The sequence below is a fragment of the Streptomyces sp. C10-9-1 genome, assembly GCF_024497955.1.
In the GTDB taxonomy this organism is placed as follows: domain Bacteria; phylum Actinomycetota; class Actinomycetes; order Streptomycetales; family Streptomycetaceae; genus Streptomyces; species Streptomyces sanyensis.
Genome location: NZ_JANHKP010000015.1, coordinates 93469 through 113756 on the forward strand (window position 1 = coordinate 93469; position 20288 = coordinate 113756).

The following is a 20288-nucleotide window of genomic DNA, read 5'->3' on the forward strand; positions in this document are numbered from 1 at the left end:
GGGCCCGCCCGGCCTGCCTCACCCCCCGCCGCCCGCACCGCCGTGCGGGGCAGCGGCGGTGTCCGCGTAGAGCGCGAAGAGCCGTGGTGCGGAGGCTCCCCCTGCCGGCTCCATGGCGGCGAGGCGGCTCCAGCACTCCGCGGCCAGGCCGCGGGCGCGGGCCCCCGGCCAGGGCCGGGGCAGCAGCTCGGGGGGCAGCAGGGGGTCGGGTTCCATGGCCCGGCTGAACACGGCGGCGAGGCGCACCGCCATGGTCAGCCGCTCCGGTCCGGGGAGGCTGCGCCCCTGCGGGAGCCGTTCCAGGCAGGACGCGGCGAACGCCTCCAGTTCCTCGTAGCGCGCGGCGATCGGCCCGAGGGGCCACAGGGCCGCGGCGAGGGCCCGGGGCTCGGACTGCCCGCCGACACTCAGGTCCGTGGAGGTGAGGCGGGTGAGCCCGTCGAGGACGCCGAGTGCGCGCGCGTGGGCCCCGACGATCGCCCCGACGTCGTTGGCGGTCACGTACAGCCCGCCCTGGACGGGCGCGGCACCGAGGTGGAGCAGGGCGTCGCGCAGGGTGTCGCGGGCGGTCCGCTGCGACTCGGGGACCGCGAACCCGAACAGGTGCCAGCGGCCGTCCCAGGGGGCGAGTCCGCGGTCCTGGCGGTAGGCGTGGCGCACATAGGCGGCGTCCGGCGCCACCGATCCGGTGGCGTCGGCCACCGCGTGCAGCACCGCCTTGCGCCCGCGGCCCTCCTGGGTGAAGCGGCCCTCGGCGACGAGCCGTTTGACGCACAGGCGGACCTGCTGGTCCGTCATCCCGAGGACGCCCGCGACGGCGTACAGCTCTCCCGCGTCGACCGTGCCGTCCTGCCGGACGAGCGCATGGACCAGGAGCCGGGTGGGGACCTCCGGAGCGGGCCCGGGCGCGTCGGGGGCGGGGCGTGCGGCGGTCATCGCGACCCCCCGCCCGCCGCCGTGCCGACCGGGCGGTGCATGGTCGTGACGGCGCCGAAGCCCATGAGGCGGCGCAGGTACGGGGTCTTCTCGGTGTGCACGGCGGTGAAGCCGTGCCGCTCGTACAGGGCGCGGGCCCGGGGGTTGGTGTCGATGACGTCCAGCCGGATGCGCCGGCAGCCGGACTCCTCGGCCACCCGGGCGATCTCGCGCAGCAGCTTGCCCCCGATGCCCGTGCCGCGGTGCGCCGGGTCGACGGCGATGCCGTCCATCACGAGTTCGCCGGCGTCCGGGGTGCGTTCGAAGAGGGCGAGGACGGCCAGCCGGGGCAGACCGCGGAACAGGCCGTAGGCGGAGAGGACGTCCCCGACGTCCCCGCCGGTCAGTCCGCGGCCGCCGAGCTGGTAGCCGGCGACTCCGACGGTCCGGCCGCCGGACAGGGCGGTGACACCGCGGTCGCGGTGGAGGTGGGAGGCGAGGAACGCGCGGCCGACCTCCGGGGGGTCGAGGGCGGGGCCGAGCTTGCGGCCGAACGCCTCCCAGTACAGGGCGGCGACCTGCCGCTCGTGGCCCTCGGGCACGCCCCTGTGCACCACGGGCGCGAGGCCGCCCCTTCCGTCTCCTCGCATCGGCACCGCGTCCATGTCCGCCCTCCCGGTCGTCGCATCCGCACTCGAACCCACTTGCACGATCGAGTCTACAACGTTCATTCTAAGCACGAACGTTTTGAGTTCGATAGTTTCTGGAGGTGGAGTCATGGCGGACCGACACGGCGTCGGACCCCGGGTGCGCCGACGGCGGGGCCGCGTGCTGCTGCGCGCGCTGGCCGGACTGCTGGCGGCAGCGGCCGTACTGGGCGGGGTGGCGGTGTGGCAGAACAGCTACGCGCTGCGCGAGGAGAAGGTCTCCCTGCAGCACGCGGGCCACACGCTCGACGGGGTGCTCGCCCTGCCCGAGGAGGGCGACGGCCCCTTCGGGCTGGTGGTGTTCGTGCACGGGGACGGCCCCGTCGACGCGACGCACGAGACCTTCTACCGGCCGATATGGGAGTCCTTCGCGCGGGCCGGCTACGCCTCGCTCTCGTTCAGCAAGCCGGGCGTCGGCGGCTCGGGGGGCGACTGGCTGAAGCAGAGCATGGCGGACCGGGCGGAGGAGACCCTGGCCGCCGTGGCCTGGGCGCGCAGGCGACCGGAGATCGACCGCAAGCGCATCGGCCTGTGGGGGGCCAGCCAGGCGGGCTGGGTACTGCCGAAGGTCGCCGCGGAGGACCCCTCGCTGCGGTTCGCCATCGCGGTCTCCCCGGCCGTCAACTGGCAGCGCCAGGGCCGCTACAACCTGCTGGCCGAGCTCCGGGAGCGGCAGGCGCCCGGGAAGGAGGTCTCGGCCGCGCTGCTCCGCCGCGAGACCACGCTGGAGCTGCTGCGGCGCGGGGCGTCTTACGAGGAGTACCGGGCCGAGCTGGGTGACGCCGCGGACATGACGCCCGCGCGCTGGGGGTTCGCCGCCCGCAACCTCACGGCCGACGCCACGGACGACCTGCGGGCCGTGCACGGGGTGCCCGTCCTGCTGGTGCTCGCCGGACACGACGTCCACGTGGACGTGGCCGAGACGGAGGAGGCCTACCGCTCGCTGCTCGATCCGTCCCTGCTGCGGGTGGTGCACTACCCGGGGGCCACGCACGCCCTGCTGGACGAGGCCGTCGCCTCCTGGGAGCCGCGGCTGACGGCGACGGCGCTCCTCGCGCCGCGCCGCATCTTCGCCCCGGGCTTCCTCGCCGACCAGGCCCGCTTCGTGGAACAGCTCCCCGGGGAGCGTGCGGCGTGAGGCACACGGCGTCCCGGGCGGCCGAACCGGCGCACCCCGAGGCGGCCGGGCGCGTGGCCGCCGTCGACGCCCTGCGCGGGTTCGCGCTCCTGGGCATCCTGGTCGTCAACATCACCTACATGGCCTCCACCCACCAGGGGGCCGGGGCGGCGGACCCGGGCTTCGGCCGGCCGGTCGACCACGCCGTGCGGGCGGTGGTGGCGGCGCTCTTCGAGGCCAAGTTCTTCCTGCTGTTCAGCTTCCTGTTCGGCTACAGCTTCACCCTGCAGCTCGGCTCGGCACGCCGCGCCGGGACCCGGTTCCGGCCGCGGTTCCTGCGTCGGCTGGCGGGGCTGTTCGCCCTGGGGGCGCTGCACGCGGTACTGCTGTTCCCGGGCGACATCCTCACCACCTACGCGGTGCTCGGGCTGGTGCTGCTGGCCGTCCACCGCATGCGGCTGCGCACCGCGCTCCGGGTCGCCGCGGCCCTGCTCGCCGCCACCGCCGCCGCCTACGCGCTGCTCGCGGCCGCACTGTGGCGGGCGGGGGGCGGCGGTGCGGACACGGCGGCGGCCGAGGCCGGGGCGGCACGGGCGGCCGAGGCCCTGCGGGGGGATGCGGCGTCCGTGGTCGGGGCCCATCTGGAGCAGCTGCCCGACGTGGCCTTCCTGCTGGTCTTCTTCCAGGCCCCGGCGGCCCTGGCGATGTTCCTGCTGGGGCTGGCCGCGGGGCGGCTGCGGCTACTGGACGATCCCGGGCGCCACGAGCGGGCCCTGCGCCGGCTCCTGCTGGCCGGCGGCGCCCTCGGGGTGGCCGGCGGCCTCGTGTACGCGCACGCCGGCGCGACGCGGCCCGGCTCGGCGTACCACGTGCTGGCCCTGGGCGTCGACGTGCTGACGGCGCCTCTGCTGGCCGGCGCCTGGGGGGCGGCCGTGCTGCTCGCCCTGCGCAGCCGGCGACTGGGGCGCCTGACCGGCGCCCTCGCACCGCCGGGGCGCACGGCCCTGACCAACTACCTCGCCCAGTCGCTCGTCGGGGCACTGCTCTTCACGGGCTACGGGGCCGGCCTGGTCAACCGGGTCTCCCCGGCGGGGCTGGCCGCCCTCGCCGTGGCGCTGTTCGCCGCGCAGGCCCTCGCCTGCCGCTGGTGGCTGCGGCACCACCGCTACGGCCCCGTGGAATGGGCCCTGCGCGCGTGGACCGTCCTCGGCCGCCCGCCGTGGCGGGTACCCCCCGAGAGCGGCGGGAAGGGGGCACCGCGGAGCGCTGCTGACAAAATTTCTACCGCGGGGTAGGCCCCGGCGGGGCTCTTACTATACGGTCCGTCTAACAAGGGGCCGTCCGCTCCCGGCGGTCGCCCGCCCGCGCCCCCGGCCGGGGGCGCGGGCGGAGGCGCACACCGGACCGGCCCGGCCCGCACGAGCACCCACCCGCCACGGAAGGAGCTCCCCATGGCCAGCAGCACGGCCCGGCCGACGATCCACGGCGACGGACCCGAGGACGAGCCCGTCGCCCGCCGACTCCTCCACTCCGCCGCGGTGCTGTCCTACGACCCCGCGGTCGAGGTCGACTGGGACACCCCCCTCGACAAGGACTTCCACGGGGCCAGCCCCGAGTGGAGCACCCTGTACGGCACCGCCTACTGGGAGGAGCTGACGGAGGGGCAGCGCAAGGAGCTGACCCGCCAGGAGGCGGCCTCCGTGGCGAGCACGGGCATCTGGTTCGAGATGATCCTCCAGCAGATGGTGCTGCGCGACATCTACGCGAAGGACCCCACGGGGGCCGAGTTCCAGTGGGCCCTCACCGAGATCGCCGAGGAGTGCAGGCACTCCATCATGTTCGCCCGCGGGGCGCAGAAGCTGGGCGCCCCGGCGTACCGGCCGCGCCGTGCGGTCCTGGAACTCGGGCGCGTCTTCAAGACCCTGGCGTTCGGCGAGGCGGCCTACGCGGCCATCCTCGTCGCCGAGGAGGTCCTCGACGTGATGCAGCGCGACTGGATGCGCGACGAGCGCGTGGTGCCCTTCGTGCGCACCATCAACAACATCCATGTCGTCGAGGAGTCCCGGCACATGAAGTTCGCCCGCGACGAGACGCGCAAGCGGCTGCGCGGCGCGGGCCGGGTGCGGCGGCAGGTCAACGCCCTGGTGGTCGCGGCCGCCTCCTACTTCATCGTCACCAGCATGGTGAACAGGGCCGTCTACGCCCAGGCGGGGCTCGACGGCGGGCGGGCGCTGGCCGAGGCGCGGGCCAACGAGCACCACAAGGCCATGCTGCGCTCCAGCTGCTCCGGACTGATGGACTTCCTCGCCTCCGCCGGTCTGCTCACCCGCCCCGCGCTGGCGTTCTACCAGCGCGCCCACCTGATCTGAACCGGGCCGCCCACCATGACGTACGCCATCACCCAGACCTGCTGCACCGACGCCGCCTGCGTGGCCGTGTGCCCGGTCAACTGCATCCACCCCACACCGCAGGAGCGGGCCTTCGGCAGCACGGAGATGCTGCACATCGACCCCCGGGCGTGCATCGACTGCGGTGCCTGCGCGGACGCCTGCCCGGTCGACGCGATCTTCCCCGTGGACTCGCTGCGGCCCGGGCTGCGGCCGTACGCGGAGGCGAACGCGGCCTGGTTCGAGGGGACTCCGGAGCAGGGGGCACCGGAACCGAGGACGCCGGAGCGGGAGGCGCCGGAACCCGGGACGCGGGACGGCGGCGGCCGGGGCCCCGGTGCCGCGCCGCGCGAGGAGGGCGGCGCTCCGCCCGCCGCACCGGCGGCGGACCCCGGGCCGAACTTCCACGTCTGGGGGCGGCCGGAGTTCACCCGGGTCCTGCCCGCGGACTTCGCACCGCTGCGCATCGCCGTGGTGGGCACCGGGCCCGCGGGCATGTACGCCGCACAGGACCTGCTGCTGCACACCAACGCCGAGATCACCCTGATCGACCGGCTGCCGGTGGCCGGCGGCCTGCTCAGGCACGGGGTCGCACCGGACCATCCCGCGACCCGGCGCGCGGGCGAGGCCCTCGCCCGCTTCCACTCCCATCCGCGGGTGCGGATGTACCTCGGCGTCCGGGTCGGGCGCGACCTCTCGGCACAGGAACTCGCGGCCCACCACGACGCCGTGGTGTACGCGGTCGGTGCCTCCTCCGACCGGCCGCTCGGACTGCCCGGCGAGGAGTCGCCGCGAGTGCTCCCCGCAGCACGGCTCGTTGCCTGGTACAACGCCCACCCCGACGTGGCGGCGGACGCCGTCGACCTGTCCGGGGTGCGGCGGGTGGCGGTGGTCGGCAGCGGCAACGTCGCCCTGGACGCCGCCCGCATCCTGGTCTCCGACCCCGCGTCGCTGGCCGCCACCGACATCGCGGACCACGCGCTCGCGGCCCTGCGGGACGCGGACGTGCGGGAGGTGGTGGTGCTCGGGCGCCGCGGCCCGGAAGACGCCGCCTGCACCCGCGGCGAGCTGCTGGCGCTCGCCCACCTGCCCGGCGTGGACCTCGTCGTGGACGACCACGACCCCCGGATCGGCGCGGCGATCGCCGCAGCGCGCCCCGGCGGCAAGGCCGCGGTGCTCCGGGGACTGCCCCGGGGGACCGTCGGCCCGGGCGCGCCGCCGTCCGGCCGGCGCCGGATCGTGCTGCGCTTCCACTGTGCCCCCACCGACCTGAGCCCGGCGGGAGCGCGGGGCGGCATCCTCGTCACCGGCGGGCCCGGGGGCGCGGGCGACCGGGGCCCGTACGCCCTCCCGGCCGATCTGGTGGTGCGCGCCGCCGGCTACCGCGGCGAGCCGGTGGAGGGGCTGCCGTTCGACACGGAGCGCGGCACGGTGCCGCACGAGGGCGGCCGGGTGGCCGGGATGCCCGGTACCTACGTGGTCGGCTGGATCAAGCGCGGCCCGTCCGGCGGCATCGGTGCGAACCGCACCTGTGCGGCGGAGACGGTGGGGACGCTGCTGACGGACGCGGTCGGCGGGATGCTGCCGTCGCCCCGCGGCACGGTCAGGGCCTTCCACCGCCTGGTCCGCCGCCGCGTGGGGCGCGTGGTGGACGCCCGCGGCCTGACGCTCATCGACCGGGCCGAACTCGCACGGGGCCGGGCTGCCGGACGGCCCCGGTCGCGACTGGCGACCGTGGAGGAGCTGGTGGCCGCGGCGCGGGGGCCCTGGCGCCCCGGCCTGTGAGCCGCGGCTGAGCGGAGCCGGGCCGCGGGGGCCGCTACCCGCCCTCCCCGGCGCCGGCCTCCGCGTCGTCCACCTCCGCCTCCGCCCGGCCCCCCGCACGCCTGCCGACGACGGCCGCGGCGGCCGCCGCACTGGCCAGGAACGCGGCGGCGACGGTCCAGGGCCGGTCGAAGCGGTGACCCGTGACGTGGTCCAGCGACCAGCGGCCCGGGCCGAGGACGCCGATCGCGCCCGCGGCGAACCCCAGGAAGAGGGGGTACTCGTAGCCTCCGGACTGTGCGAAGAACCCCGCGGGGGCGTGGACGGAGACGGCCCCGGCCATGCTGCCCGCCGCCGCGGCCCCCGCGGCCGGGGTGGCCAGCCCGAGGGCCAGCAGGGCACCCGACCCGGTCTCGGTGAGCCCGGCGGCCAGGGCGCTCTGCTTCGGCGGGTGGAAGCCCATCGCCTCCATGCCCCGCGCCGTGCCTTCGAGCCCGCCGCCGCCGAACCAGCCGAACAGCTTCTGGGTCCCGTGGGCGGCGAGCACGGCGCCCGTCCCCACCCGCAGGGCCAGCAGCCCGGCGTCGCGTCGCAGAAGGGTGGTCATGGCGGCTCCCGGTCGGTGGTGGCGAGGGGCGATGGGTACCACTGTCGGCCGTGCGGCCCGCCCGCCCGACTCTCTGCTGCTCCGAACGGGTGAGCCGACACGCGGCCGGGCGGCGCCGCACGGGGCCGGGCCTCCCGGGGCGGGGCGCGTCAGCCGCGGGACGGGCCCGCCGGGAAGGACGTCCGCCCGATCCGGACCCGGACCGGGCCGCCGAGGGGGTCGGCAGCCGCGAAGGGCATCCCGTACAGGTGCAGCGGCCGGCCGGGGAGGGCCGTGTGCGGCAGCGGCCACCGCCCCAGTGGTCGGCCGTCCTGCTCGGCCAGCAGGACGGGCCCGTCGACGCGCCGCGAGACCGACAGCGTGAACCGGCCCCGGGGCGGCGGCTCACCGGGGACGGGCAGCAGACCGGGGGTGATCCACTCCAGCGGTGCCACGGCGTCGAGCCGCAGCAGACCCGCGGGGCGGCCCCCGCCCGCCAGGTGGCGCAGCGCGGACCGTGCTGCGTGCCGCCCCTCCGCGGCCGCGCCGGGGGCGTCTCCCCCGCCCCGCAGCACGTCGCCCGCCGCGAACACCCCCGCGAGGGAGGTGCGCAGCGCGGTGTCCACCGCCGGGCCGCGGGTCGCCGGGTCCAGCGCGGCCCCGGCGAGACGGGCCAGCTCGCACTCGGGTACGCCCTCGCCGGTGAGGACCAGGGTGTCGCAGTCCAGACGGCGCACGGCGGCACCGGGCCCGGTGACGAGCACGCCGGAGAGGCCGTCCGCGCCCGTCACCTCGGCCACGGCCGCCGAGGTGAGCACGGGGACGCGCAGCCGCGGCGGGAGGAGGGGCGCCTCGGGGTGCCCGGTGACCAGCGCGACGACATCCGCCCCGGCCTCGCGCAGCGCCCGCACCGCCGCGAGCGCCCCGGGTCCGGTGCCGGCCACCACCGCCCTGCGGCCCGCGGGGCGGTGGTGGAGGCGGACGCTCCGGAGCAGTTCGCCGGCGGTCAGCACGCCTTCGGGGCGGGTTCCGGGGATCAGGCGCGCGCCGCGGGGCCGTTCGCGGGCCCCCGTGGCGAGGACGACCGCGCGCGCGGTGATCCGCTCCAGGCCGCCGGGGTGGGTGACGTCCACGGTTCCGGGGGCGGGGCTTCCGGTGGCGAGGACCCGCGGGCGCAGGGCCGCTCCCGCCTCCAGCGCGGCGCGCACGAGGGGGCGGACGTACGCGGGGCCGCCGAGGGGGCTGCGGCGCGGACCGAACCCGCGATGGGTCAGATGCAGGGGCAGCCCGCCGGGACCGGGCGCGTGGTCCAGGACCTCCACCTCTCCGGCGCCGCCCGCGGCGAGTTCGGCCGCCGCGGCGAGCCCGGCCGGCCCGGCACCCACGACGAGGGCGTCCACGGCGCGCTCGCGGCGGCTCACCGCTCCCCCGCCTCTGCGGCCCCGGGTCCCGGCCGGGTGCCGCGGTACGCGTCGAAGGCCGCGCGGACCGCCGGGCCGCAGGAGAAGCCCTGGCAGCGCCCGGCACGGGCCCGGGTGCGGCGGCGGAGCCCGGCAAGGGTGGCGGGCGGCACCGTGGAGTGCAGGGCGTCGCGGATCTCGCCCTCGGTGACCCGCTCGCAGGCGCAGAGCACGGTGCCGTAGGCGGGGTCGGCGGCGATCAGGTCGCCCCGCTGGTAGGGGCGGGGGGCGGCCTCCCCGATGTTGGGCATCACCACGGGAGGAAGGTCCCGGGCGGGCCCGAGGTCGAGACCGGCGTCGCCGAGGGCCTCGGCGACGTACGCGGCGATGGCCAGGGAGGCGCTCAGGCCGGTGGAGCGGATCGAGCCGACGGCCGCGTAGCGCTGGTCGCGGTGGCAGCGGATCCGGTAGTCCGGGTGCTCGGTGGCGGCGCGCAGTCCGGCGTAGACGGCCGTCACCTCCTCCTCCCCGAGCGCGGGCAGGATGCGTCGGCCGGCGGCCCGGAGCGCCTCGATCCCCTCGGCCGTCGACCCGGTCGCCCTGCGGTCGTCCACGTCCTCGGCGGTGGGCCCGAGCAGGACCTTGCCGTGGACGGTGGGGGCGATCAGCACCCCCTTGGAGCGCGCGGTGGGCACCGGCAGCAGGATGTGCCGCACCAGCGGGCGGGCGGCCCCGTCGTGCACGAGGAGCTGGCCGCGGCGGGGCGCGACGGTGAAGTCGCGGTGCCCGAGCAGTGCGTCGAGGGTGTCGGCGTGCAGCCCGGCGGCGTTGACGAGGTACCGGGCCCGCAAGGGGCCCCTCCCGGTGGCGAGTTCATGGTGGTCACCGCGGTCGGTGACGCCGGTGACGAGGCAGCGCAGGTGCAGCCCGGTACCGGCGCGCACGGCCTGGGTGGCGTAGGCGAGCGTGGTCGTCCAGGGGCAGATCACGGACTCGCCGGGGACCTCCAGGGCGGCCAGCGCGCCGGGGGCGAGGTGCGGTTCGGCACGGCGCAGGGCCTCCGGCCCGATCAGGCGGGGTTCGCGGTGGCCGCCCGCTGCGGCCTTGGCGGCGAGGCGGGGCAGGGCGGCGCGCTGCTCCTCGTCCCAGGCCACCAGCAGCGCCCCGACGCCTTCGAGCGGGATGCCGCACTCGGCGGCGTAGGCGGACAGCCTGCGGTGCCCCTCGCGCACCAGGCGGGCCTCCAGGGTGCCCGGGGTCGCGTCGAAGCCGGTGTGCAGGATCGCCGTGTTGGCCTTGGAGGTGCCGGTGCCGACGTCGTCGGCCGCGTCGAGCAGCGCGACGGTCAGGCGGTGCCGGGCGAGTTCGCGGGCGATGGCGGTGCCGACGACTCCGGCTCCGACGACGGCGACGTCGTGGAGGGTGCCGGGCAGGGCGCCGGTGCGGGTGACGCTCATGCTCCGGCGGCCCCGGCCCGGCCCGCCGCGCCCGGCCCCCGGGCGAGCAGCAGGCCGACCTCCTCCCGGAAGGCCCCGAGGCGGGCGGCGGCCTCGTCGGGACCGATCCGGGGCTCGTAGACGGCGGACGGCCGCCAGGGCGGGGCGGCCTCCCCGGGGTCCAGGGAGGCGTCGGCGCCGAGGCGGGCGAGGGCCGCGACGCCGAGGGCGGTGGCGTCGGGGAGGGCGGAGACCTCCACGGGCCGCTGGAGCAGGTCGGCCTGGGTCTGCATCAGCAGGGCGGAGCGGGTCAGTCCGCCGTCGGCGCGCAGGGCGGCGGCGGGGGCGCCCAGGTCGCGCCCGGCGGCCTCGGCGAGCTCCACGACCTGGGCCGCGATGCCCTCGACCAGGGCACGCACCAGGTGGCCGGGGCGGGTGCCGAGCCCGAGTCCGGTGAGCGAGCCGCGCACGTCTCCCCGCCACCAGGGGGCGGCGAGGCCCGCGAGCGCGGGGACGAAGCGGACCCCCGCGGAGTCGGGGACGGCCGAGCCCACGGCGTCGAGGTCGGCGGGCGCGGAGAGCACCCCGAGGTCGACGAGCCAGCGGACGGCCGAGGCGGCGGCGTAGACCTGGCCGTCGAGGCAGTACTCCGCGGCCCCGGCGAGGCGCCAGGCGGGGCAGCTGACGAGGCCGCCGCCGGTGCGCAGCGGGCGGGGGCCGGTCCGGGCGAGGAGGAACGCCCCGGTGCCGTAGGTGCACTTGGCGGTGGCGGGTCCGGCGGCGGTGTGGGCGAACAGGGCGGCCTGCTGGTCGACCGCGAGGCCGGTGAGCGCGATCGCGGGGCCGAAGGCCGTGGTGACCCCGACGGGGCGGGCGCAGTCGACGACCTCGGGAAGGCGTTCGTCCGCCAGGCCGTACAGCTCCAGGGCACGGGGGGACCACTGCACCCGGTCGAGGTCGAGCAGCTGGGTGCGGCCCGCGGTGGCGGCGTCGGTGGCGAACGCCCCGGTGAGCCGGTGGACGAGCCAGGCGTCGCTGGTGGTCACGACACCGTCGCGGGTGAGTTCGCGGCGGATCCAGGCCATCTTGGGAGCGGCGAAGTAGGGGTCGAGGGGCAGGCCGGTGAGCTGCCGCAGCTCGGGGCCGTGCGGGGCGAGCGTCTCGCACAGGCCCGCGGCACGCCGGTCCTGCCAGACGAGGGCGTCGGTGAGCGGCTCGCCGCCGGCCGGGTCCCAGGCCAGCACGGTCTCGCCCTGGTTGGCGAGACCGGCGGCGGCGACGGGCTCGCCCGCCTCGGCCAGCGCCCGGCGCCCGGCCGTCACGACCGAGTCGAGGAGTTCGCGCGGGTCCGCCTCGACCCGGCCTCCGGGACCGTGGCGCGGGGTGACGGGGACGGTGGCGGAGGCGAGGACACCACGCTCGGGGCAGACGACGAGCGCCTTGGTGGCCGAGGTGCCCTGGTCGAGGGCGAGAACCGGTTGCGTCACTGCCGTCGTCCCGCCGTCCTCCTCGCGGCCCCCGGCGCCTCCCCGGCACGTGCGGGCCGGGGCCGGGCCGTTCCGCCGTCGGGACGGCGCTGCGGGGACCGGATCTCCAAGATCGTCGGGATCAGCCTGACCGAACCCCGATGGACCGTCAAGAATGCTTCTGGCCACAATAATTGATTATCCGTCATGTGAAGGATGTGTGATCGGTAAGCCCTTGCCGTCATGCCCCGGTCGAGTAGGATCGGCGCGGCGCGGCCGACCGCCGGTGCCGCATCCCATGTCCCTCCGACGGGTCCCCGGCCGACCACCGGGAGCGCCCGGAACCCGACCTCGGACGGCGTCGGCCGCGACGTCCCCGAGCGGCGGCGATACCGCCTGCCCGAGCCGGTCCCGGGCGCCCGACCCGTACCGTTCCGAGGACTCCATGACGCGCAACGCACCGCCCGGCGCCCCGCCCGGCCCGTGGACCCGCCCGACGGGAGCGGGGGCCCCGGCGACGTGTTAGGCCCCTTCTCCCCCGCCCGTCCGGCTCCCGGGGCGGTCGTCCGATGACCCAGGACGGCTTCCGCCCGCTGTACCACCCCGCCGGGCACGACGAGGAGCTGCGCGCCGCCCTCCAGGACCTGCGCACGGGCCGCTGGGTCGCCATGCGGGACCTGCTGGACGCGACGCCCGACTGGGCGCTGTGGACCCAGCGCACCCAGGTGCTGGCCGCCGTCGCGGCGGGCTCCGACACCGTGCGGGCCTGGCAGGTGGAGGAGCCCGGAAGTCCGCTGGTGGCGGTGATGCTCTGCCGGGTGGCCGTGGAGCGGGCGCTGCGGGCGCACCGGGAACACCACCACCGCACCCAGGAACTGTGGTTCGGGGCCTGGGAGGCGTGCCGGGCCGCCGCGCAGGCCGCGCCCGCCGATCCGGTGCCGTGGGTGTGCCTGCTGGCGCTCTCCCGCCTCGACGAGCGGCAGCAGCTCGACGAGCACCGGGCCGCGCCGCCGGGCCCGATGCTCTTCCCCGGGCCCTGGGGGCTGCTGGCGCAGGCGGACCGGCGCGATCCCCACAACCGCGAGGCGTACCAGCGGATGCTGCAGTTCGCGTACGGGCGCCGGGCGAGCCCCCGGCTGTCGGAGGCCGTCGACTTCTCCCAGTGGGCCTCGACCTCCGCCCCGGCGGGTTCGCCGCTGAAGGTCATGCCGCTGCAGGTCCGGGTGGAGCGCTACCGCCGGGTCAACGGCCAGGAGCGGGCCCTGGACCTGCACTGGGTCACCGAGGACGCGGTACGCGACGCCCGGCGCGCGCTCCACGACTGGTTCGACCTGGCACCGGCGCGGACGCGCTCGCTCCCCGACCTGTGCCACCTGGCCCACGCGCTGTGGGGGGCCCAGCTGTTCACCGAGGCTGCGCGGGTCTTCGAGGCCCTGGGCCCGTACTACACCACCCAGCCGTGGTGCTTCCGCACCCGCGACGCCGGGGACACCGAGCTGGCCGAGGAGGTGTTCCTGCGGGCGCGCAGCCGCTGCCTGGCGGCCGCGCGCAGGGAGTAGCAGCCACCCCCCGGAACCCGGCCCGGCCCCCGCCCCGCCGCGGCCCCCACGCGCCCGCAGGCCGGGCCGCGCCGTGCGCACGCCCGCCACCGCGCCCCGGGCGCCCCGTACCCGTCCGCACCCCGCACCCGTCCGCACCCCGCACCCGTCCGCACCCCGCACCCCGCTTCCCGCACCGGAGGTTGACCGATGTCCCTGTCCCCGCCCACGTGGTCGTCCGCCGACCCGGTGCCGCCGAAGGACGAGGAGGAGCGGCTGCGGGAACTCGGCTACCAGCCGGTCCTGGCCCGCCGCATGGGCGGGTTCGGCAACTTCGCCATCAGCTTCTCGGTGATCTCCATCCTCTCCGGCTGCATGACCCTGTACGGCTTCGGGATGAGCGCCGGCGGCCCCTCGGTGATGCTCTGGGGGTGGCTCGGCGTCGGGCTGTTCGTGCTCTTCGTCGGCATGGCCCTGGCCGAGGTCACCAGCGCCTACCCCACGTCCGGGGCGCTGTACTACATGGCGGACCGGCTCGGCGGGCGCAAGTGGGGCTGGTACACCGGCTGGTTGAACCTGCTGGGACTGCTGGGCGCCATCGCGGGCATCGACTACGGGTGCGCCCTGTTCACCGGCGCCTTCCTCAACCTCCAGTTCGGCATCGAGCCGACCGCGGGGTCCACGATGATCGTGTTCGTGTGCATCCTGCTGCTGCACGCCACCCTGAACCTCTTCGGGGTGCGCCTGGTGAGCGTGCTCAACTCGATCAGCGTGTGGTGGCACCTGGCGGGTGTGGCGCTGATCGTCGGCATCCTGGCCGTCGTCCCGTCCGACCACAAGTCCCCCGAGTTCGTCTTCGGCGAGTTCGTCAACGGCACGGGCTGGGACAACCCGGTGTACGTGGCCGCCATCGGCCTGCTCCTCGCCCAGTACACCTTCTCCGGGTACGACGCCTCCGCCCATCTGTCGGAGGAGACCTCCAACGCCTCGGTGGCCGCGGCCAAGGGGATCGTGCGGGCGATCTGGGTCTCCTGGATCGCCGGCTTCGCGCTCCTCGCGGGGCTCACCTTCGCGATCCAGGACTACGACGCCACCCTCAACAGCGCGACGGGCGTGCCGCCCGCCCAGATCTTCATCGACGCCCTCGGGACCGACGGGGCCTCCGCGCTGCTGCTGGTCGTCATCGCGGCCCAGCTGTTCTGCGGCAACGCGGAGGTGGCGGCGGCGAGCCGGATGGTCTTCGCCTTCAGCCGGGACAACGCCCTGCCCGGTTCGGGCCTGTGGCGGCGGGTCAGCCGCCGGACGCAGACCCCGGTGCCCGCGGTGTGGCTGTCCGTCGGCTTCGCGTGCGTGCTGGCCCTGCCCTCGCTGTACTCGCCCACCGCCTACGGGGCGGTCACCGCGATCAACGTCATCGGCATCACCCCCGCCTACGCGATCCCGGTCCTGCTGCGCCTGCGCGCCGGCGACCGCTTCCAGCCCGGTCCGTGGAACCTGGGGCGCTGGAGCAAGCCGGTGGGCTGGGTCGCCGTCGGCTGGGTGGCCTGTGTGACGGTGCTGTTCTGCCTGCCCCAGTCGCACCCGGTGACCGCGGACTCGATGAACTACGCCTCGATCGCGCTGGTGGCCGTGCTGGCGCTGGCCACCGTGTGGTGGTTCGTGGCCCGCAGGTCGTACAGCACGCCGTCCGCCTACGGCAGCGCCCGGGAGGGAGCCGAGATCGAGGAGCACATCGTCTGAGGGGCCGCAGCCCCGAGCGCACCGGCCCCCGCGCCGGGTGTCCGGGCGGCGGCCCCCGCCTCCGCTCCCCGAGGAGGCGGTCCGCCGAGCCGTCCGGGAGCCGGGGGCCCGGACCGGCCGGCGTCCGGCCGCGGCACCTCCCCCGGACGCACCCGCTCCGCGCCTCGCACCCGTCCCCGGGTCCCGCCGGTCGGCCGTCCGGCCGCGCCGGGACGTGCACGGGCCGCCCCGGACCGCGGCACCGGGGCGGAAGACCGCCCGGGTGCCCGACACGGCGGGCGCCGCACGGGACGGGCACCCGGGCGACGACGGGGCCCGAGGCGCCGAGGCTCAAGTTTCGCTCAGATCCCGAACGGGCGCGTACGCAACACCGCGTGTGAGTACTACTGTTCCCCGGGCCACCACGCGGGACGCCCGACCAGCGCCCCGCCGCATTCCAGGGGGAAGAATGAGTCCGAGGACCCGGTTCCGCACGGCCGGAGCCCGACGAGCCGTCGCCACGGCGGGTGGTGCAGCCGTGGCGTCCGCCGTGCCGCGCACGGCGGACGCCACGGGCCCGGCTGCGCCCGGCAGCCCCTTCCCCCGCAGGGCGGGGAGGCCGCGACCCGCACCGTGCGCGGCGGCGCCTCCTCGTCGCCCCGCCCGGGCATGACCTGACGCCCCCGCGGGTCCTCCTCCCGGGCAGGACCTGACGCCCACGCGGGTCCTCCTCCCGCTACTGCCCCGCTCCCGTCCCGCCGCGTCCCCGGCACGGGCCCGGCGGCGCCGTCGGCGACCGCCCGCCGCCCGCCCGTTCCGCGGCCCGGCCGGCGCCCGGCCGGGCGCACGCGGCACCGCAGCGGCTCCCGGTCCACCCGCCGCGACCGCCGTCGCGCGCTGCGCGCCGCGGAGCCGCCGTCAGGCGCCCTGCACACCCGCGGGAGCCCGTCGGCGGCCGGTGCCCGGCCCAGGGCGCCGCTCCCCCGCGCCGCGCCCCGCCGGGGCCGCCGACCGGCGGCCCCGGCCCCTCCCCCGTCTCCTGCCCCCCTCACCCACACCATGCCGCGACAGCACCGCTTCCCCCGCATCGCCACCTCGGCGATCGCCGTCCTCATCCACCTCGCCGGGATCGCCGTCTACCTCCACGGCGGGCTCAGGGCCGCGGCGAACCTGGCCCTCCCCGCCATCGGTTCCCTCGTCGCCGTATGGCTCGTCAGGATCGGCGACGGCCTCGGCAAGGACCCCGGAAGGCGGCCGCCCCGCCGGTGACGGCCCGGCGCGAGTGGCCCGCCACCGCACTGCCCCTACGGGCGGTTGCGCGACACGCGCGGCACGGCGCCGCCCCGGAGGCCGTGCACGGCGGAGACTGCGTGCTGGCACAGCGGGACCGGCTCCGGACCGGGGACGGGTTCCCGCTCGCCGTCCGTTGTGCGTGTGCACTCCCTTTCGACCGCACTCCCTCTCGACCCGAAGGAGCATCCGATGGCCCTGAGCCGTGAAGAGCGTGAGCAGTTCCTCGCCGAGCCCCATGTGGCGGCCCTGTCGGTCGACGCCGGCGCCAAGGGCGACCGCGCGCCGCTGACCGTGCCGATCTGGTACCAGTACACACCGGGCGGCGAGGTGTGGATCCTGACGGGGCGTGACTCCCGCAAGGCGGAGCTCATCGCCGCGGCGCAGCGGTTCACGCTGATGGTGGACCGCCTGGCGCCGTCCATCCGGTACGTGTCCGTGGAAGGGCCCGTGACCGCCGTCGAACCGGCCACCCGGGAGCAGCTGACCGAACTGGCCGGCCGCTACCTCCCGGCGGAGAAGGTCGCGGGCTATGTGGACTTCGCCTGGCGCACCCACGGCGTGCAGGTGGTGGTGCGGATGCGCCCCCAGCGGTGGCTGGGCACCGACATCGGCACGCTCTGACGAGCGGCCCCGGCTCCGGCCCCGGACGGGCCGCCGGAGCCCGGGGGCGGGCCCCGCGCGCCGGGGAGTGCGGTGCCCTCAGCGCCCCGGACGGTGCGCGGCGTCGAGGAGCACCGCCGCCAGCTCGGCCGGGCGCGAGAACATCGGCCAGTGGCCCGTGTCCATCGTGACGTGGCGCCAGGTGCCGCCGGTCAGCAGCGCGGCGACGTCCGGGCCGGGCTCCGGGGCGTCGAGGAGGCAGCCGACGTAGGTGGAGGGGAGCTCCCCGACGGGCCGCGCAAGCTCGGCGGGATCGGTGAGCGAGGCCCCCGGGTGGGGTGTCGACCCGCCGACGATGCGCTCGACCTGGGCATCCGTCAGACCCTGCCCGGCGTAGTCGGGAGCCGCCTGGGGCATCCACCTGCCTCCGGCTCCGGCGAGGGCCTGCTCGAAGGCGGGCCGCCCCTGCCACCAGACGGAGGCGAACGAGGCGCCTTCGGCGGGCACCACGGCGTCGACGTAGACCACATGGGCCAGGCGGTCGCCGATCAGGCCGGCCGCCTGCCCCACCGGTATGCCCGCGTAGCTGTGGCCGACGAGGACGACGTCGCGCAGGTCGCGGCGCTCGATCGCGTCGACGACGTCCTGGACGTGGGCCCCGGGCCCCACCTCTTCCCCCGCCCGCTCCGCGAGGCCGGCGAGGGTCAGCGGATGGGCCCCGCAGCCCGCCTCGCGCAGCGCGGGTACGACCTCGTCCCATGCCCACGCGCCGAGCCATGCCCCTGGTACCAGCACGAATTCCGTCATGTCCCGACGCTAGCCGGGGGGTACGACAGCGGCCGGTGGCGCGGCAGGCGCCCCGCGGTGCGGGCAGCCGTGCAGCGACGGAGACAGGGCCGCGGCGACGGGCCCGGACACCGGGGCGGGCTGCGGGAGCGCGGGCGGGGTGCCGGGGGCGAACACCGGGGCGGGGTGCGGGGTGCCGGGCGCGCCGCGTCCGGCACGGCGGGAAGCCGCTGGTGGACCGCTCCGTGCCCGTGCCGCGTCGCCGCTGGCGGGCGGCGGTCCGGGCGGCCCGGGAGCCGTGACCCTCACGCCACCCTCCGTGGCCGAAAAGGGTGACAAGGGTTTTCCCCGTATCGCGTTCACCTCGGCGTTTCCTAATGTCTGCGCACCGGCGCATCCCGAACCTCCCTGACCCGCGAGCCCGACCCGGCTGGCCTGTCAGGTGCATGAAGGGATTCGCGGGTGTCGGTCCCACCCAGGGCCGACGTGCCGAGCGGCGGCGCGAGGGCTCACCCGGCCCGGGGAACCGTGGGATACGCAACCCCCACACTGCGCCACGGTTCCCGCGCCGCCCGCCCGCGCCACCAAACCGTCATTGAGAGGAACACCTTGAACGGTTCCAGGCGGAGACTCATAGCCGTGGCGGCAGCGAGCGCAACGCTCGCCGGCGTCGTCGCAACGGCTCCCGTGGCGTTCGCCGCAGCGCCCATGGCTCCCGCATCCGACCCCGCACCGGCCTCGCAGTCGATGTCCGCCCCGCCGGCCGCGCCGGTCGAGAAGGTCATCGTCACCTACAAGTCCGGTACGGCGGAGGCCGCGTCGAACGGCGCCGCCACCTCCGACGCCAAGGAGAAGGCCGAACGGACGGGCGAGGACCTGTCCTTCGAGCGCCGGCTCGCCGGCGGCCCCGCCCTCGTCGACCTGGGCGGTGAGGCGTCCTCCAAGGACGTCGCCGAGGTCATGGCGGCCTTCCGGGCCGACCCGTCCGTCGCCTCGGTGGAGCCCGACATCCGGGCCTACCCGATGGCCGCCACCCCGAACGACACCGAGTACCCGCGCCAGTGGGACCTGTTCGAGGCCACCGGGGGCATGAACGTGCCCGCCGCCTGGGACACCACCACCGGCAGCGGCGTCACCGTCGCGGTCATCGACACCGGCTACGCCGCGCACAGCGACCTCGCCGCCAACGTGGTGCCGGGCTACGACTTCATCTCCAGCTCCTCCGAGGCCCGCGACGGCAGCGGCCGGGACAGCGACCCGAAGGACGAGGGGGACTGGAACCTCACCGACGGCGAGTGCGGCCCGAACTCGAGGGCGGGCGACTCCTCCTGGCACGGCACGCACGTGGCCGGGACCATCGCCGCCGCCACGGGCAACGGCAAGGGCATCGCGGGCATCGCCCACGGCGCGAAGATCCAGCCGGTGCGCGTGCTCGGCAAGTGCGGCGGTTCCTCGTCGGACATCGCCGACGCCATCACCTGGGCCTCGGGCGGCTCCGTTCCGGGCGTGCCGTCCAACCCGACCCCGGCCAAGGTCATCAACCTGAGCCTGGGCGGTCCCAGCAGCAGCTGCCCGAGCGTCTACCAGAACGCCATCAACGGCGCCGTCTCGCGCGGCAGCACGGTGGTGGTGGCGGCCGGCAACAGCAACGCCAACGCCTCCGCGTTCACGCCCGCCAACTGCTCCAACATCATCAACGTGGCGTCCACCAGCCGCGAGGGTAATCGTTCCTTCTACTCCAACTACGGCAGTATCGTGGACGTCTCGGCGCCCGGCGGCGAGACCCGTCGCGGCACCGACACGCCCGGTACGGTGACCACGCCCCAGAACGGCATCTGGTCCACCCTCAACGCCGGTGCCACGGTGCAGGGCTCCGAGAACTACGCGCCCTACCAGGGCACCTCGATGGCCGCCCCGCACATCGCCGGGCTCGCCGCGCTGCTGAAGTCGGCCAAGTCCTCGCTCACCCCGGCGCAGATCGAGGCCGCGATCAAGGCCAACGCCCGCCCCCTGCCCGGCACCTGCTCGGGCGGCTGCGGGGCCGGCATCGCCGACGCCGCCAAGACGGTCGAGGCCGTGACCGGCACCACCACCCCCGGTGGCTCGGTCTTCAGCAACACGGCGAACGTCCCGATCTACGACTACACCACCGTCGCCTCCTCGATCACCGTCACCGGCGTCTCCGGCAACGCCCCCTCCGACCTGAAGGTCGGCGTGGACATCAAGCACACCTGGCGCGGTGACCTGGTCATCGACCTGGTGGCGCCGGACGGGTCGACGTACCGCCTGAAGAACAGCAGCGGCTCGGACAGCGCCGACAACGTGACCGGCACCTACACGGTCAACGCCTCCGGCGAGACCGCGGCCGGCACCTGGAAGCTTCAGGTCCGCGATGTGGCATCGGGTGACACCGGCTACATCGACTCCTGGAGCCTCACCTTCTGACCCACCCGGTGACCGACAACACCGCAGGTCAGCGGCGCGCCCCACGGCTTCGGCCGGGGGCGCGCCCGCACGTCTCCAGGTCCGTACCTGTCCGTATGCCGGACAAAGCCCCTGGACGCCGGGGGCTGG

16 protein-coding genes are annotated in these 20288 nt (G+C 76.4%); 9 read left to right on the top strand and 7 right to left on the bottom strand.

The window, feature by feature from the left end; genetic code table 11:
• Window positions 1–18: 18 nt before the first annotated feature.
• Window positions 19–936, bottom strand: a complete 918-nt coding sequence (locus NPS70_RS21710; RefSeq protein ID WP_256526040.1) for a PaaX family transcriptional regulator C-terminal domain-containing protein — start codon at window positions 934–936, stop codon at window positions 19–21.
• Window positions 933–1565, bottom strand: coding sequence for an N-acetyltransferase (locus NPS70_RS21715; RefSeq protein WP_256526041.1), 633 nt, complete (start codon window positions 1563–1565; stop codon window positions 933–935). Before NPS70_RS21715 ends, NPS70_RS21710 begins: the two co-directional genes overlap by 4 nt.
• Window positions 1566–1692: 127 nt before the next feature.
• Here NPS70_RS21715 and NPS70_RS21720 point away from each other — a divergent pair, with 127 nt between their 5' ends.
• From NPS70_RS21720 to NPS70_RS21735, 4 genes are all read left to right on the top strand, one after another.
• On the top strand, window positions 1693–2760 hold the full coding sequence (locus NPS70_RS21720) for a S9 family peptidase (protein WP_256526042.1): 1068 nt from the start codon (window positions 1693–1695) through the stop codon (window positions 2758–2760).
• Window positions 2757–4034 carry a DUF418 domain-containing protein gene (locus NPS70_RS21725; RefSeq protein ID WP_256526043.1) on the top strand — a complete coding sequence of 426 codons (1278 nt, stop codon included), beginning with the start codon at window positions 2757–2759 and terminating at the stop codon, window positions 4032–4034. Before NPS70_RS21720 ends, NPS70_RS21725 begins: the two co-directional genes overlap by 4 nt.
• Before the next feature lie 156 nt (window positions 4035–4190).
• Entirely contained in the window at window positions 4191–5108 is a 918-nt protein-coding gene (locus NPS70_RS21730; protein WP_256526044.1) for a diiron oxygenase, read from the top strand.
• 15 nt (window positions 5109–5123) lie between these two features.
• Complete coding sequence (locus tag NPS70_RS21735) at window positions 5124–6911, top strand: FAD-dependent oxidoreductase (RefSeq protein ID WP_256526045.1); 1788 nt, start codon at window positions 5124–5126, stop codon at window positions 6909–6911.
• A gap of 34 nt (window positions 6912–6945) precedes the next feature.
• On the opposite strand, the gene NPS70_RS21740 is transcribed toward NPS70_RS21735, so the two are convergent.
• The 4 genes from NPS70_RS21740 to NPS70_RS21755 form a co-directional block, all read right to left on the bottom strand.
• Window positions 6946–7497 carry a DoxX family protein gene (locus tag NPS70_RS21740; protein WP_256526046.1) on the bottom strand — a complete coding sequence of 184 codons (552 nt, stop codon included), beginning with the start codon at window positions 7495–7497 and terminating at the stop codon, window positions 6946–6948.
• Between the two features lie 149 nt (window positions 7498–7646).
• Entirely contained in the window at window positions 7647–8897 is a 1251-nt protein-coding gene (locus tag NPS70_RS21745; RefSeq protein ID WP_256526047.1) for an FAD-dependent oxidoreductase, read from the bottom strand.
• Window positions 8894–10333, bottom strand: a complete 1440-nt coding sequence (locus NPS70_RS21750; protein ID WP_256526048.1) for an FAD-dependent oxidoreductase — start codon at window positions 10331–10333, stop codon at window positions 8894–8896. The genes NPS70_RS21745 and NPS70_RS21750 overlap by 4 nt, the downstream gene beginning before the upstream one ends.
• Window positions 10330–11799 (bottom strand): FGGY family carbohydrate kinase, encoded by a 1470-nt coding sequence (locus tag NPS70_RS21755; RefSeq protein ID WP_256526049.1) that lies wholly within the window; start codon window positions 11797–11799, stop codon window positions 10330–10332. Before NPS70_RS21755 ends, NPS70_RS21750 begins: the two co-directional genes overlap by 4 nt.
• 548 nt (window positions 11800–12347) lie before the next feature.
• On the opposite strand from NPS70_RS21755, the gene NPS70_RS21760 reads away from it, so the two are divergent.
• The 4 genes from NPS70_RS21760 to NPS70_RS21775 all read left to right on the top strand — a co-directional run bounded on the left by NPS70_RS21760 (window position 12348) and on the right by NPS70_RS21775 (window position 16949).
• Window positions 12348–13337 (top strand): hypothetical protein, encoded by a 990-nt coding sequence (locus NPS70_RS21760; RefSeq protein ID WP_256526050.1) that lies wholly within the window; start codon window positions 12348–12350, stop codon window positions 13335–13337.
• Window positions 13338–13526: 189 nt separating this feature from the next.
• Window positions 13527–15056 carry an amino acid permease gene (locus NPS70_RS21765; protein WP_256526051.1) on the top strand — a complete coding sequence of 510 codons (1530 nt, stop codon included), beginning with the start codon at window positions 13527–13529 and terminating at the stop codon, window positions 15054–15056.
• 1038 nt (window positions 15057–16094) lie between these two features.
• Window positions 16095–16304, top strand: coding sequence for a hypothetical protein (locus tag NPS70_RS21770; RefSeq protein ID WP_256526052.1), 210 nt, complete (start codon window positions 16095–16097; stop codon window positions 16302–16304).
• A 213-nt stretch (window positions 16305–16517) separates the two neighbouring features.
• Entirely contained in the window at window positions 16518–16949 is a 432-nt protein-coding gene (locus tag NPS70_RS21775; RefSeq protein WP_256526053.1) for a pyridoxamine 5'-phosphate oxidase family protein, read from the top strand.
• Window positions 16950–17027: 78 nt separating this feature from the next.
• Here the strand turns inward: NPS70_RS21775 and NPS70_RS21780 are convergent, their stop codons facing one another.
• Window positions 17028–17735 (bottom strand): alpha/beta fold hydrolase, encoded by a 708-nt coding sequence (locus NPS70_RS21780; RefSeq protein WP_256526054.1) that lies wholly within the window; start codon window positions 17733–17735, stop codon window positions 17028–17030.
• Window positions 17736–18461: 726 nt separating this feature from the next.
• On the opposite strand from NPS70_RS21780, the gene NPS70_RS21785 reads away from it, so the two are divergent.
• On the top strand, window positions 18462–20159 hold the full coding sequence (locus NPS70_RS21785; RefSeq protein WP_256526132.1) for a S8 family serine peptidase: 1698 nt from the start codon (window positions 18462–18464) through the stop codon (window positions 20157–20159).
• Window positions 20160–20288 lie beyond the last annotated feature (129 nt).